General features: G+C 66.4%; 10 protein-coding genes. 6 read left to right on the forward strand and 4 right to left on the reverse strand.

All coding sequences use genetic code 11. The annotated features are described in order from the left end of the window. Entirely contained in the window at positions 1-375 is a 375-nt protein-coding gene (locus AC1VV3_RS18605) for a response regulator (protein ID WP_431567684.1), read from the forward strand. 127 nt (positions 376-502) lie between these two features. Further along, positions 503-1,804, forward strand: a complete 1,302-nt coding sequence (locus AC1VV3_RS18610; protein ID WP_431567685.1) for an MFS transporter — start codon at positions 503-505, stop codon at positions 1,802-1,804. A gap of 114 nt (positions 1,805-1,918) precedes the next feature. Here AC1VV3_RS18610 and AC1VV3_RS18615 read toward each other — a convergent pair whose 3' ends face one another. Continuing rightward, positions 1,919-2,767 (reverse strand): LysR family transcriptional regulator, encoded by an 849-nt coding sequence (locus AC1VV3_RS18615; RefSeq protein ID WP_465127063.1) that lies wholly within the window; start codon positions 2,765-2,767, stop codon positions 1,919-1,921. A gap of 82 nt (positions 2,768-2,849) precedes the next feature. Between AC1VV3_RS18615 and AC1VV3_RS18620 the strand changes: the two genes are divergently transcribed. Both AC1VV3_RS18620 and AC1VV3_RS18625 read left to right on the forward strand, forming a co-directional pair. After that, positions 2,850-4,325: an amidohydrolase family protein gene (locus AC1VV3_RS18620; RefSeq protein WP_431567686.1), complete on the forward strand. Its 1,476-nt coding sequence runs from the start codon at positions 2,850-2,852 to the stop codon at positions 4,323-4,325. Then, complete coding sequence (locus AC1VV3_RS18625; RefSeq protein WP_431567687.1) at positions 4,322-5,497, forward strand: amidohydrolase family protein; 1,176 nt, start codon at positions 4,322-4,324, stop codon at positions 5,495-5,497. The genes AC1VV3_RS18620 and AC1VV3_RS18625 overlap by 4 nt, the downstream gene beginning before the upstream one ends. A 59-nt stretch (positions 5,498-5,556) precedes the next feature. Here AC1VV3_RS18625 and AC1VV3_RS18630 read toward each other — a convergent pair whose 3' ends face one another. After that, positions 5,557-7,665 carry a TonB-dependent siderophore receptor gene (locus AC1VV3_RS18630; protein ID WP_431567688.1) on the reverse strand — a complete coding sequence of 703 codons (2,109 nt, stop codon included), beginning with the start codon at positions 7,663-7,665 and terminating at the stop codon, positions 5,557-5,559. A gap of 303 nt (positions 7,666-7,968) precedes the next feature. On the opposite strand from AC1VV3_RS18630, the gene AC1VV3_RS18635 reads away from it, so the two are divergent. Both AC1VV3_RS18635 and AC1VV3_RS18640 read left to right on the forward strand, forming a co-directional pair. Next, positions 7,969-9,663 (forward strand): glycoside hydrolase family 43 protein, encoded by a 1,695-nt coding sequence (locus AC1VV3_RS18635; RefSeq protein ID WP_431567689.1) that lies wholly within the window; start codon positions 7,969-7,971, stop codon positions 9,661-9,663. Positions 9,664-9,721: 58 nt separating this feature from the next. Further along, positions 9,722-10,609, forward strand: coding sequence for a LysR family transcriptional regulator (locus AC1VV3_RS18640; RefSeq protein WP_132265937.1), 888 nt, complete (start codon positions 9,722-9,724; stop codon positions 10,607-10,609). 103 nt (positions 10,610-10,712) lie between these two features. Here the strand turns inward: AC1VV3_RS18640 and ppdK are convergent, their stop codons facing one another. Continuing rightward, a complete protein-coding gene (gene ppdK, locus AC1VV3_RS18645) occupies positions 10,713-13,391 on the reverse strand; it encodes a pyruvate, phosphate dikinase (RefSeq protein ID WP_134095639.1) in 2,679 nt (892 codons plus the stop codon). 166 nt (positions 13,392-13,557) lie between these two features. After that, positions 13,558-14,844, reverse strand: coding sequence for an MFS transporter (locus AC1VV3_RS18650; RefSeq protein WP_431567690.1), 1,287 nt, complete (start codon positions 14,842-14,844; stop codon positions 13,558-13,560). Position 14,845 lies beyond the last annotated feature (1 nt).

The raw sequence follows: 14,845 nt of genomic DNA on the forward strand, positions 1-14,845 counted from the left end.
ATGATCGAGGGGAACCCCGAAGTGGAAGGGCTGCGCGTTCTGGTGGCCGAAGACGAAATTCTGGTGGCGATGCTGCTGGAGGAAATGCTCGACGACCTGGGCTGCCACGTGGTCGGTCCTTACGCCACCCTCGCCTCGGCACTGGAAGCGGGGCGCGACGAAGAGTTCGACGTGGCCGTCATCGACATGAACCTGGCCGGCGAGCGCGCCGATCCCATCATCGCCGAACTGGGTGCCCGCGCGGTGCCCTTCGCCATCGCCAGTGGCGGCGGCAATTGGGACCTGCCCCATCCGCCGGCCTTCATGCTGAACAAGCCCTACACTTTCGCGCAGCTGACCGAAGCCGTGAAAGCGCTGGAGCAGGCCCGGGGCTGAACCGGGGTTTTCCTCCCGGCGCCCTCGACCTCGACCTGCTTTCTGGACCTTGCCAGCCAATTCCCATAACCGTCCGCTCGTTCCGCCCGTTGCTGCGGCAGGACGATCAGCAAGAGGGCGCATCCCGATGTCGACAACCCCGCCACCCGTCGCCCCCGACCGCCGCCAGCGGCTGAAGGCCATTGTCGCGGGCTCCACCGGCAATCTGGTCGAGTGGTACGATTGGTACGCCTATTCGGCCTTCACGCTCTACTTCGCGCCGCACTTCTTCCCGGACGAGGACCGGACCGCCCAGCTTCTGAGCGCGGCGGCGATCTTCGCGGTAGGGTTTCTGATGCGCCCGGTCGGCGCCTGGTTGATGGGCATCTATGCCGACCGCAAGGGCCGCAAGAGCGGGCTCACGCTATCGGTGGCGCTGATGTGCGCGGGGTCGCTGCTGATCGCGGTGACGCCGTCCTACCAGTCCATCGGCATCGGCGCGCCGCTGCTGCTGGTGCTGGCGCGGCTGATGCAGGGCCTTTCCGTCGGCGGCGAATATGGCGCCAGCGCCACCTACCTCTCCGAGATGGCTGGACGCGACCGGCGCGGGTTCTTTTCCAGCTTCCAGTACGTCACGCTGATTGCCGGGCAGCTCGTGGCGATCTGCGTCCTGCTGGTGCTCCAGGCGCTGCTGACCGAGGCCCAGCTCGATGCCTGGGGCTGGCGCATTCCCTTCGTGATCGGCGGCGCCCTGGCGGTTCTGGTGTTCCGCCTGCGCCGGGGCATGGCCGAGACGCACAGCTTCGAGAAAGCCCGCGCCGAGGGGGCACCGCAGTCCGGCTTCCTCGAACTGATCCGCCATCACCCGCGAGAAACCCTGACGGTCATGCTGCTGACGGCGGGCGGCACGATCGCGTTCTACGCCTATTCGATCTACATGCAGAAGTTCCTGGTCAACACCAGCGGCCTCAGCCGCGAGACCGCTTCCGAGATCAACGGCGTGACGCTCTTCGTGTTCATGCTGCTCCAGCCGCTGGCCGGCGCCCTGTCCGACCGGGTGGGCCGCAAGCCGCTGATGATCGGCTTCGGGGTATTCGGCGTGCTCTGCACATACCCGATCTTCGCCACGCTTGCGGAAACCCGCAATCCCCTGGTCGCCGGGCTGCTGGTGATGGCCGGGCTGGTGATCGTCACCGGCTATACCTCGATCAATGCCGTGGTGAAGGCCGAGCTGTTCCCCGCCCATATCCGGGCGCTGGGCGTTGCCCTGCCCTATGCCCTGGCCAACACCATGTTCGGCGGCACGGCCGAATTCGTGGCCCTGTGGTTCAAGCAGGCAGGCATGGAGCAGGCCTTCTACATCTACGTCTCGGTCATGATCGCCATCTCGCTGGTGGTCTATGTGCGGATGCGCGAGACGCGGCATCACGGGCTCATCCTCGAAGACTAGAGCGTTCCGATCGCGCGCGGCCCGACTTGCGCTTCACCTCGGCCGCCCGGCGCGAGGACGCCGGTAGCCGCCCGAAGGCGCAGCCACCCTCTGCCCCATTGCCGGGGCGGAGGGTCACCGGTTCTCCAACACTTTCGAGGTCAGCGCCACCAGATCGCCGATCGGCTCCTGGTCCTCGCGCGCATAGAGCGAGACGACCATGGGCGTCGCCTCGCCCAGGCCGTCGACCCGGCGCAGCCCCTGCCCCTGCGTCACCGAAATCGGCAGCAGCGAAATCCCCATGCCCGCAGAGACTGCCGCAAGCACGCTCTGCAGGCTGCTGCCGGAAAAGGCGACGTACCAGCGGCGGCCGATGGCCTCCAGTTCGCGGAACATCGTGTCGCGGTAGAGGCCGCCGTTGGGAAACGTCACCAAGGGCAGAGGATCGCGCGCCTCTACCGCGTGGCCGGGGCCGGCAAACCAGCCCAGCGGCTCCGGAAAGCTGGCGCGGCAATCCGCGGCGGGCTGGTCTTCCTTGACGACGACGATGTCGAATTCCCCCTGCCGGTACCGCCCGGCCAGATCGCGGCTCAGCCCGGTGACCACGTCCAGCCTGATCCGGCTGTTGCGGGCAGCGAAACGCGCCAGACCCTGCGCCATGGCAAGCGTCGCCAGGTCTTCCGGCATGCCGATGGAGATCGCCGCCGTGCCCGCCGGATCGCGCAGCAGGCTCTGTGCTTCCTCGTCGAGCTGCAGGATGCGGCGGGCGTGGCCCAGCAGGCGTTCGCCCATCGGCGTCGGACGCACCGGCCGCGCGGCGCGATCGATCAGGGCATGGCCCGCCATGTCTTCCAATCGTCCGAGTTGCTGGCTTATTGTCGACTGCGTCATGCCCAGTCGCTCTGCCGCGCGCGTGAAATGGCCGGTATCGGCAATGGCGACGAAACTGCGCAGGAGACGGGGATCGAGCATAAGTTCATTCATAGAGCGAATGATGGACATGCCAATATCTAATTTGTGAATGATAACGCGGCGGCGTAGATTTGCGGAAAAGGAGCCTTCCGCCATGAAGTTCGTCGCCCCGCTGATCGTCGCCCTCCTCGCCTCCACGACCTCCGCCCTCGCCGCCGGCGCACCGGTCACCGACAGCGCTGACATGATGATCCGCCACGTCACGGTCATAGACGTCGAACACGGGCGCGCCATAGGCGAACAGGCGGTCGTGCTGCGCGGCAACGATGTCGTGGCAGTCGGCAAGGACGGCGAGATCGCCCGGGCCTGGCATGCGCAGAGCGTGGTCGAGGGCAAGGGGCGCTTCCTGATCCCCGGCCTCTGGGACATGCACGTTCATTTCGGCGGCGGCCCGGACCTCGTCGAGGAGAACAAGGCGCTGCTGCCGCTCTATGTCGCTCACGGCATCACCACCATCCGCGACTGTTCGGGCGACCTTCCCGACCAGGTCCTGTCCTGGCGCGGCGAGATCGCCGGCGGCACCCTGTTCGGCCCCCGCCTGCTGACATCCGGCGCCAAGATCGAGGGGATCAAGCCGGTGTGGAAAGGCACGATCGAAGTCGGCAGCAAGGCCGATGTCGATGCGGCGCTGACCCGGCTGCAGGACCGGGACAAAGTCGACTTCGTGAAGATCACTGACAGCACGCTGGACCCGCAACTGTTCCTCTATGCCGTCTCGCAGGCCAAGGCGCGCGGGCTGCGAAGCTCCGGCCATATCCCGATGGCGCTGACCGTCGGCCAGGCGGTCGATGCCGGGATCAGCTCGATCGAACACATCGACTATGCCTACAAGGCCGGTGTGAAGGACGAAGCGGCGATCGCCGCCGATTTCGCCGCGGGCCGCATCGACCGTGCCGAGGCCAATCGCCGGCTCGACAGCGGGTTCGACACGGCGACGGCCATGGCCTCCTATCGCAACTTCGCGCAGAAGGGCGTCTTCGTCACGCCCACGCTGAACGGCAGCCGCATCCTCGCCTGGCTCGATGCCGACGATCACGCGCACGATTCCTATCTCGCCTATATCGGCCCGAAGCTGCGCAAGACCTACGAATGGCGCATCGAACGCGCCGCAAAGGCCGATGCTGCCGCGGTCGAGGCGCGCCATGCGCATTTCCAGCGCATGGCGGCGGTGCTGCCGCTGCTGGAGAAGGCGGGCGTCACCGTGATCGCGGGCACCGATGCGGGCTTCCTCAATTCCTTCAACTATCCCGGCATCGGCCTGCACGACGAACTGAGCCTCTTCGTGAAGGAAGGCCTCACCCCGGCGCAGGCCCTGTCCGCCGCGACCCGCGCCGGTCCCGCCTGGTTCGGCCTGCTGGGCCGCTATGGCGCCGTTGCCCCCGGCAAGGCGGCCGATCTCGTCCTGCTGGACCGCGATCCGCTGAAGGACATCGCCGCCACCCGCGCGATCCGCGCCGTCATCATGAACGGCAAGCTCTATGACCGCACGGCGCTGGACGGGATGCTGACGGATACGAAGAACAAGGTCGCGGCCTGGAACATCGCCGACAAGGCCGGAGCCACGCAATGATAGAGCAGCTCTTCACCGGCGCCCTGCTCCCGGACGGCAGCCTGGCCGACCTGGCGGTTTCGGGCGGCCGCTTCGTGGCAATCGGCCCCGACCTTGTCGCCGACGATACGGCCGGACGCGTGGATCTGGGCGGACACCTGGTGCTGCCGGGCTTCGTCGACGGCCATATCCACCTCGACAAGAGCTTCTTCGGCGAACCGTGGCAACCCCACCGCCCCGCCGCCAGCCTGCGCGAACGGCTCGCGGTGGAGAAAGCCATGCTCGCCGACGTGCGCCCTGCCGCGGTCCGCGCCGACGTGCTGATCGGCCAGGCCGCCAGCCTGGGCACCGTGGCGATGCGCAGCCATGTCGATGTCGATGCCACGACCGGGCTCTCGCATCTGCACGCGGTCATGGCCGCTCGTGAGAAATGGCGCGGCCAGATGGACATCGAACTGGTGGCCTTCCCGCAGGCAGGCATCGTCACTTGCCCCGGCACGGCCGACATTCTCGACGCCGCCATCCGCGAAGGCGCGGAAGTGGTGGGCGGGATCGATCCCGAAGGAATGGACGGCGATTCCGAAGCTCATCTCGGCATCGTCTTCGGCCTTGCCGAGCGGCGCGGTGCCAAGATCGACATCCACCTGCACGAGGCCGGACTGCCGGGCGTTGAGCAATTGCACCGCATTGCCGCGCGCACCCGCGCACTGGGTCTCGGCGGCCGGGTGACGGTGAGCCATGCCTATGCCCTGGGCGACGTGGAGCTTCCGGTGCTCGACACGATCGCCTGTGCCCTGGCCGACGCCGGGGTGGCGATCATGACCAACGCACCGGGAGATCGCGCCTTTCCGCCCATTCTGCGCCTGCACGAACATGGCGTGCGGGTCTTTGCCGGGAACGACAATATCCGCGACGCCTGGTGGCCCTACGGCAATGGCGACATGCTCCAGCGGGCGATGCTCATAGGCTATCGCTCGGGCTTCTACCGGGACGAGGATCTTGCCGTGGCACTGGCCATGGCGACGACCGAGGCCGCCGTCTCGCTCGGCCTCGAAGGCCGGGGCCTGCAAGTGGGCGCAGAGGCCAGCTTCGTGGCGCTTCCGGCCGTGAGTGCGGCGGCCGCCGTGGCCGCCCCGCCCTCGGAACGCCGGGTCTTCCGTCACGGCAAACCGCTCGGCGCGCCGATCCGATAAAGGAAAGCCCCGCAGCGTTCGGTACGCTGCGGGGCCTTTCGTGACCGCGTCGGTCCGGCTTACCAGGTGAAGCCGATGGTCCCCTGCACGGTGCGACGGTTGCCGTACCAGCACCAGCTGTAAGCCGCGAAGCAGCTGGTCAGGTACTTCTTGTCGAAGATATTGGTGGCGTTCAGGCCGATGGTCACGCCGCCGAGATCCGGATTCAGCTTGCCCAGATTGTACCGGAGCAGGCCGTCGAACACGGTGTAGGACGGGGTGTAGATCGTGGTCGTGCCATCGAGGCTGCCGGCATAGACCTTGTCGACATGGCGAACCCCGCCGCCGATCGAGAAGCCTTCCAGCGAACCGGACTTCGGCGCCCAGGCCAGGTTGGCCGAGATGCCGCCCTTGCCGACAGTCGCCAGGCCCTTGCCGACGTTGTCCGTATTGACGTCTTCGAGGACCTTCACGTTCTGGGTGCTGAAGGCAACCCGGAAGTTGAAGTCGTAGGGCAACGAGCCGCTGGCCTCCACCTCGACGCCGCGCGAGCGGACCTCGCCCGACTGGAACGCGGTGAACGTCACGGGATCGGAAACCACCACATTGGTCTGGTTGATCTGGAACCAGGCACCGGTCAGCAGGATATCGGTGCCGGGAACCTGGTACTTGGCGCCCGCCTCGATCTGCTTGCCGACCGAAGGCTTGGCCAGTTCGCCGCTTTCCAGCACCGAGGACTGCGGTTCGAACGAGGTGGAGTAAGTGACGTAAGGCGACAGGCCGAGTTCGGTCTTGTAGAGCGCCGCCGCACGCCAGGTGAACTTGCGGTTGGTCTGCACCGAGCCGTTCTGCTCAAGACGCGCCCAGTCCTGCCGGCCGCCGAGCGTCACGTCCAGATTACCCACCGAGATGCGGTCCTGCGCGTAGATGCCTTGCTGGCGCTGGCGGGTGGCGGTGGTGGTCGGGTCGATGAAATCGCCGTTGGTGTCGACGCCGGGGACCTCATAGGGGTTCGCGGGCGTCGCCATCGTGCCGTAAACGGGATTGTAGGCGTCGATCGTCGTGGCGGTGCCGAACTTGGCCAGCTCGGTCGAATGGGCAACCTGGCGGTCCACACCGAACAGGACCGAGTGGTGCACCGAACCCGTGGTGAACTCTCCGGAAAGCTGGTTGTCGTAAGTCCAGTTGTTGAGCTGCTCGTTCGTCGCATAGGACGCGCGGTTGTAGACCGTGCTGTCCGTTTCGACCGGCGTTCCCGAGGTATAGACGATACCCAGACGGGTCTTCACATACTGATAGCGCCCAGACGAGCGGAAGGCCCAGCCATTGCCGAAATCGTGGCGGAAGATGAAGGTACCCGCGGCCTGCTCGCGCTTGAAGAAGTCGTCCGGCTCGCCGCCGTAGAACTTGGTCGAGATCTTGCCGTTGGCGTTGTCGAACAGGGTACCGCTGGCCGGGAACACGCCGTAGTTGCCGTTGAACGGATCGTGCGAGTAGGCGCCGAGCACCGTGAACGTGGTCGAGGTACCGGCGCCCAGCGTCACGGCCCCGGAAACGGTTTCGCGGCGGCGCTTGCCGTAGCGCTGCTGGGCATCGGCCCCGTTGGCGCTGCCGTAGAGACGCCAGAGCACGGTTTCGCCCACTTTGCCGCCCACGTCGCCATCGATGCGGTAATTGCTGTAATTGCCGTAGGTGCCGGACACGGCGCCGTAGAAATCGCGGTTGATCGGCAGCTTGCTCTGCTCGTTGACGAAGCCGCCCGGGCTGGAAGAACCGTAGAGCGCCGATGCCGGGCCCTTCACCACTTCGATGCGGTCCAGGCGCGACATGTCCACTTGCGGCGTCGCATAGCCCGAGCCGCTGGAGAACATCTTCAGGCCGTCGAGATAGACCGGCGCATCGAAGCCGCGCAGCTTGAACTGGTCGTAGACCTCGGCCGAGGAACCACGCGTTTCCGGCGTGACGCCGGCCACATAGCGCAAGGCCTGGTTGAGGTTCTGGATGCCCAGCTCGGCAATCGTGGACGCGTCGATCACCGACACCGACTGCGGCGTTTCCGCCAGCGGAACATCGCTCTTCGTGCCCGAGGAGGCCACGGTTGCGGAACGGTCACCCTTGACGACGATGGTGTCGTCGGAATCGGCCGCCGCAGCCTGTGCGGCAGCAGGGAGGAGGGAAATGGCCACCATGCCGGTGGCTGCTCCCAGGAGAAGGCGGCCGCGGACCGTCGTTCGAAACATAAACTGCCTTTCGATATCGATAATGAGTCGCGATCGCGCCACTAGTGATAATGCGACTGGCTCGCAAGATTGCTGAGGGATTGCTGGTTGATTAAACAACCTGTCCGGTCTTTGTGTGGGATATGCGCCACAACCAGAAAGGTGCGATTTACGCCGAACGGGCCGCCCCGCGGCCTCGATCACGACCTGCTCGGTTTATGGTAGCGTTACCATCAAGCGTGACCTAAGCTCCCCCGCAAAGGGAGAGAACCATTGCTGAAATCCGTTCGCGCTGCATTCCTGCTCGCCGCCGGCGCCTTGCCTTTGCTGGCGTCCCCCATGACGGCAGCACGCGCGGCAGAACCGGATCGCGGCGCCCGCTTCGACAACTTTGCCTACCAGGGCCGCAGCCAGGACGCCGTGGAGCCCGGCCCGGGAGAATATCGTAACCCGATCCTTCCCGGCTACTATCCCGATCCTTCGGTGACGCGCGTGGGCGACACCTACTACCTCGTCAATTCCTCCTTCGCACACTATCCCGGACTGCCGGTCTTCACCTCGTCCGACCTCGTGAACTGGCGCCAGATCGGCAACGCCATCGACCGCCCGGATCAATTCGACTTCGCGGGCCTGCGAAGCTCGCGCGGGATGTTCGCCCCGGACATCTCCTGGCATGCGGGCACATTCTACCTGCTGGGCACTTGCGTCGATTGCGGCGGCAATTTCGTGATGACCGCGAAGGACGCCAAAGGCCCCTGGTCGGCCCCGGTCTGGCTGTCGTTCGAAGGTATCGATCCCTCGCTCTACTGGGAGGGCGACCGCGCCTTCATCGTCAACAACCGGGCGCCGAGCGGGACTGCGCTCTACGAAGGGCACCGCGCGATCTGGGTTCAGGAATTCGACTGGCACGCCGGCAAGATGGTCGGCGCAGCGACGCAGATCGTCAACGGAGGCGTGGACCTGGCACGCAAACCGGTCTGGATCGAAGGGCCGCACCTGCTCCGCCGCGATGGCCAATACTACCTCATCGCCGCGGAAGGCGGCACCGGGGAGCAGCACAGCGAAGTCGTCTTCCGCTCCCGCAGCGTGCGCGGGCCGTTCGTGCCCTGGTCCGGCAATCCCATTCTCAGCCAGAGGTCGCTCGATCCCGCGCGTGCCAACCCGGTCACTTCCGCCGGGCATGCCAAGCTCGTCGAAACGCAGGACGGCAAGTGGTGGGCAACGTTCCTCGCGACCCGGCCCTATGAAGGCGATTACTACAACATCGGCCGCGAGACATTCCTGCTCCCCGTCACCTGGCAGGATGGCTGGCCGCGTATCCTGCCGGCCGACAAGGCCATCCCGCTGGTCGCGGCTCGGCCGGACCTGCCCGCCGGCGCCGCCGCACCGGCTGCCTCGGGAGACTACAGCTACCGCGACACGTTCGACGGCGACCGGCTGGGCATGGCCTGGATCGGCCTGCGCACGCCCCGCGCGCCGATCTACAAGCTGGAAAACGGCTCGCTGGTGCTGGAAGGCGCGACGCCGCTGGGCGACCTCTCCGCCGCCCCCGCCTTTGTGGGCAGGCGGCAGCAGCACCATGACGCCGCCATATCGGTGGACTTGCGCTACGCGCCAGCCGCCGATGGCGACCGCGCGGGGCTGGCCGCCGTCCAGTCCGACAAGGCCTACCTGTTCTTCGGCCTTCTCCGCAAACAGGGCACGACCCGCGTCGCCCTTCTCGTGCGCGATGGCGATGCGCCCGAGCGTGAGATCGCTTCGCAGCCCTTCGCAGGCACCGGGCCGGTCACGCTCTTCCTCCACTTCAAAGGCGCCAGCGTGGACATCTCCTATGCCGCGGACGGGCAGCGCGCCACATTGGCGCAGAACGTCGACGTGCGCTTTCTCAGCACCAAATCGGCAGGCGGCTTCGTAGGTACGGTGGTCGGCCCCTATGCCTGGCAAGCGCGAGCCGCTGCGGCGCGCTAGCCGCGGGGGTCGTTGCGCACTATAGAGACCGGCTCATGGCCGTAACGCGCGAAATCCGATGCTCAACCTGACGACCCTGCAACTGTTCATTCGCGTTGCGGAGCTGGGGAGCCTGTCGCGGGCGGCCGACGAGGCGAACCTCGCCATCGGCGCGATCAGCCGCCGGCTCACCCAGCTGGAGCAGGACCTCGGCGTGCAACTGCTGGTCCGCAACGGGCGCGGCGTGACGCCGACGGCGGCGGGGAATGCCCTGCTGGCCCATGCCCAGCGCATCATGCGCGACATCGGGCTGGCGGTGTCCGACCTTTCCGACTACGCCAACGGTCTGAAAGGCAGCGTCGACATTCTCGCCTGCACTTCGGCGATCACCCAGTTCCTGCCCGCCGACCTCGCCGCTTTCGGCCATGCCAACGACAAGATCCGCCTCAACATCCAGGAGGTCTACTCCGCAGAGATCGTCGGCCGCCTTCGCGCCGGCGAAGCGCAAGTGGGCGTCATCATGGAAGAGCCGGGAACCGTGGGTCTCGATACCTGGAAATACCGATGCGACCGGCTCACCGTGGTCGCCCCGCCGCACTTGCTGTTCGGCACCCATTCGGTTCGCTTCCACGATCTGGCCGAGCACGAATTCGTGCAAATGGGCTACGATACCGCCAATACCCGCCTCCTCGCCCGTGCTGCCGACGAGCAGGGCTGGTCCTTCCGCCTGCGCGCGGCCGTAGACAGCTATGACGCGGTCTGCCGCATGATCCAGGCCGGCTTCGGCATCGGCGTCCTGCCCAGCGAAGCCGCCAAGAACTTCATCGTGCCGATGGGTCTCAAACTGGTGGAACTCGACGAGAACTGGGCCGAGCGCCAGATGCTGATCGCCGCCAACGGCGCCAGCCTGTCCGGCCCGGCGCGACTGCTGATCGACTTCCTGGTGGAACGCTCCGCCGGCCGCTGAAGGCCGACGTTTCGCAATGGCCAAAGCAAATGCGGACCGCACGCTATCGCGCGCGATCCGCATTCCCGGTCAGGTCGCTCCTCCTCCCCGACGCGGTTATGACTTACTTGTTGGCAAGTGCCGCCTGCGCCGCCGCCAGGCGTGCGATCGGCACGCGGTAGGGCGAGGCCGAGACGTAATCGAGGCCGGTCTTTTCGCAGAAAGCGATGGAGGCCGGATCGCCGCCATGTTCACCGCAGATGCCCAGCTTGATATCGGGGCGCGTTCTGCGGCCACGTTCCGCGGCCAGTTCGATCAGTTCGCCGACGCCGTCCACGTCGAGGCTGACGAAAGGATCGCGGGCGAAGATGCCCTTGTCGACATAATGCGTCAGGAAGCGGCTGGCATCGTCACGGCTGATGCCGATGGTCGTCTGGGTGAGATCGTTGGTGCCGAACGAGAAGAATTCGCCCAGCTCCGCGATCTCGCCCGCCTTGAGCGCAGCGCGCGGCAGCTCGATCATCGTGCCCACGAGGTAGTCCACGGTGGCGCCACGCTCGCTGAAGACTTCGGCCGCAACGCGGTCGACAATGGCCTTCATCAGCTCCAGCTCCTTGCGGGTGGCGACCAGCGGGATCATCACTTCGGGGATCGGCGCCTCGCCGGTGTTCTCCTTGACGATGAGCGCCGCCTCGAAGATCGCGCGGGCCTGCATCTCGTAGATTTCCGGATAGGTCACGCCGAGGCGGCAGCCACGATGGCCGAGCATCGGGTTGACCTCGTGCAGCTCCGCAGCGCGGCGCTTGAGCGTGTCTACGCTGACGCCGGCGGCACGCGCCACGTCTTCGAATTCCGCCTCGGCATGGGGCAGGAATTCGTGAAGCGGCGGATCGAGCAGGCGGATCGTTACCGGCAGACCGGCCATGACCGTGAAGATCTCAGCGAAGTCGTCACGCTGTTCGGGCAGCAGCTTGGCCAGCGCGGCGCGGCGCTCGGCCTCGCCCTCGGCCAGGATCATCTCGCGCACGGCAGTGATGCGGGCGGCATCGAAGAACATGTGTTCGGTGCGGCAGAGCCCGACACCCTCGGCGCCGAATTCGCGCGCGGTGCGGCAATCCAGCGGCGTTTCCGCATTGGCGCGGACCTTGAGACGGCGAACCTTGTCGGCCCATTCCATCAGCGTGCCGAAGTCACCGGCGAGTTCCGGCTGCACGGTGGCCACTTCGCCGGCCATGACTTCGCCGGTGGCGCCGTCGATGGTGACGGTGTCGCCTTCCTTCAGAACGCGCCCGTCGATGCGCATGGTGCGAGCGACATTGTCGATCTGCAGGCTGCCGGCGCCCGAGACGCAGGGGCGGCCCATGCCGCGCGCCACGACGGCGGCGTGGCTGGTCATGCCGCCGCGTGCGGTCAGGATACCGCGCGCGGCATGCATGCCGTGGATGTCCTCGGGGCTGGTTTCCACGCGGACAAGGATCACGGCCTTGCCCTGCTCGGCCAGCTTTTCGGCGGTATCGGCATCGAGCACGATCGCGCCCGAAGCCGCGCCCGGCGATGCAGGCAAGCCCTTGGTGAGCACGTCACGCGGCGCATCGGGATCGAGCGTGGGGTGAAGCAGCTGGTCGAGCGCGGCGGGATCGACGCGGGCGACGGCCTCTTCCTCGCTGATGAGACCTTCGCGCGCCATGTCGACCGCGATCTTCAGCGCGGCCTTGGCGGTGCGCTTGCCCGAGCGGGTCTGGAGCATCCAGAGCTTGCCCTGCTGCACCGTGAACTCGATGTCCTGCATGTCGCGGTAGTGCTTTTCCAGCACTTCGAACACACCGGCGAGTTCGCCATAAGTCTCGGGCATGGCCTCTTCCATCGAGGCGGCCCGGGCACCGGCACGCTCGCGGGCGTCCTTGGTGAGGTACTGCGGCGTGCGGATGCCGGCAACGACGTCCTCGCCCTGGGCATTGATGAGATATTCGCCGTAGTACGCATTCTCGCCGGTGGCGGGGTCACGGGTGAAGGCGACGCCGGTGGCCGAGGTTTCGCCCATGTTGCCGAAGACCATGGCCTGCACGTTGACGGCCGTACCCCATTCGCCGGGGATGGAGTTCAGGCGGCGATAGACCTTGGCGCGGTCCGACTGCCAGGAACCGAACACGGCGCCGATCGCACCCCAGAGCTGGTCGTGCACGTCCTGCGGGAAAGGCTTGTCCCAGAGCTTCTCGACGATAGCCTTGTATTCCGCGACCAGGATCTTCCAGTCGGCAGCGGTCATCTCGGTGTCGAGGTCGTAGCCGCGGTCTTCCTTCGCGATGTCCAGCGCTTCCTCGAAGGCACCGTGATCGAGTTCGAGCACGACGTCCGAATACATCTGGATGAAACGGCGATAGCTGTCCCAGGCGAAACGCTCGTCGCCCGAGGTCTGGGCAAGGCCTTCGACCGTCTGGTCATTGAGGCCGAGGTTGAGCACGGTATCCATCATGCCCGGCATCGAGATGCGCGCGCCCGAACGCACGGAGACCAGCAGCGGATCGGCGATGTTGCCGAAGGTCTTGCCGGTCACCTGCTGGATATGGGCAATGCCCTCTGCCACTTCGGCCTTCACGCTTTCGGGATAGACGCCGCCGTCCGTGTAGTAGCGCGTGCACATCTCGGTGGTGATGGTGAAGCCCGGGGGAACCGGCAGGCCGATCGCAGCCATGCCGTCCAGATTGGCGCCCTTGCCGCCGAGGAGGTTCTTGTCGCCCTTGCCACCATCGTCGACGCCGCCACCGAAGCGATAGACGTAGCGCGTTTCAGTCAAAGCCGTCATGGATCGAAATACCTCGTTGCTGCCAGGAGCGTTATCGTGCCCGAACCGGGATTCGGCACTTTGCTGCGATGCAACGGTGTAGATGACGGGATTTTTCCGCGACGACCATCGATAAATGGCAAAGCCGGATTTCACAATTTGTGAAATCCGGCTGCACTCGCGCGCTTCAGCGGGTCGGCCTGGTTTCCGGCATTCTGAGGAATACCGGCAAGGCTCCGATGGCCACGATCGCGATCATCACGCCCGGCACTGCCTGCCAGCCCGTTGCCTTGACCAGCAATTGCGCCACGAATGGCGCAAGCCCGCCGAAGATCGCCGTCGCGGCCGTGGCACCCAGGGCCAGCCCCGAAAGACGCCCCTCACCGGGGAACTGCTCCGCCGTCGCTACCGCCCCCACAGCGCTCACTGCCCCGCCCAGCGCCGCCAGCAACAGCGCGCCGATCAGCGCGGCGCCGTAGGATCCTTCTCCCATTGCGGCGAAGGAGGCGGCGGGCAGCAGCACTGCCAGCGCGCCCACGCCCAGCAACACCGGTCGGCGCCCGATCCGGTCGGACAGCGCGCCGATGAACGGCGTGACCAGAATGACGAGGAAGGCCGCCGCCGTGGACAGCCACAAGGCCTCGCTCTCCGCCATCACACCGGATTCGGTGACGAATGCCGGGACATAAGTGATGCCGACGTAATATGTGATCGATCCCAGCGCGGAGATGGCGAACCCGCGCCCGATCGCAGCGCGGTGGCGGGTAAGGACGAGGCGCAGCGGTCGTTCGGGCACCGTGCGGTGGACCAACTGCCGCTCGAACTCGGGGGATTCCTCCAGCGTTGCACGGGCCAGCAGCACGGCTCCGGCCAGGCCGGCGCCGAACAGGAAGGGTATGCGCCAGCCCCAGGCGTCGAGCGCGGCCGGAGCCAGCGCATTGACGACCAGCGCTGACACGCCCGCCGCCAGCAGGCCGCCGAGTTCGCTGGCGGCGGCCGCCGAGGACGTCACCAGACCCCGCCGCCGGCGGTGAGCGCCTTCCATCAGATAGGCGACGACGCCGGTATATTCGCCGCCGACCGAGAAGGCCATGACGCAGCGCAGGCCGAGCAGCAACCAGCCCGAAGCCGCGCCGATGCTGGCATAAGTCGGCATCGCGGCGGTGGCGAGCATGGCCGCCGTCATCAGTGCCATGGACAGCAGCATCATGCGCCTGCGTCCATAGCGATCTCCGACATGGCCGAAAACCGCCGCGCCCAGCGGCCGCATGAGATAGGCCACGGCGAACCCGCCGAGCGTGACCGAAAGCGATCCTTCGCCGCCGCCGAAGAACACGCGCGACAGCACGGTCGCCAGATAGAGGTAAAGCGTGAAATCGTACCACTCGACGATGGTCGAGAATGCGGCGATCACCATCGAGCGCCTCGAAAGAGGCCCGCGTTCCTGCCCGTCGCGACCAGCGTCGGCCTTCATC

The organism is Novosphingobium sp. BL-S-34, from assembly GCF_056857015.1.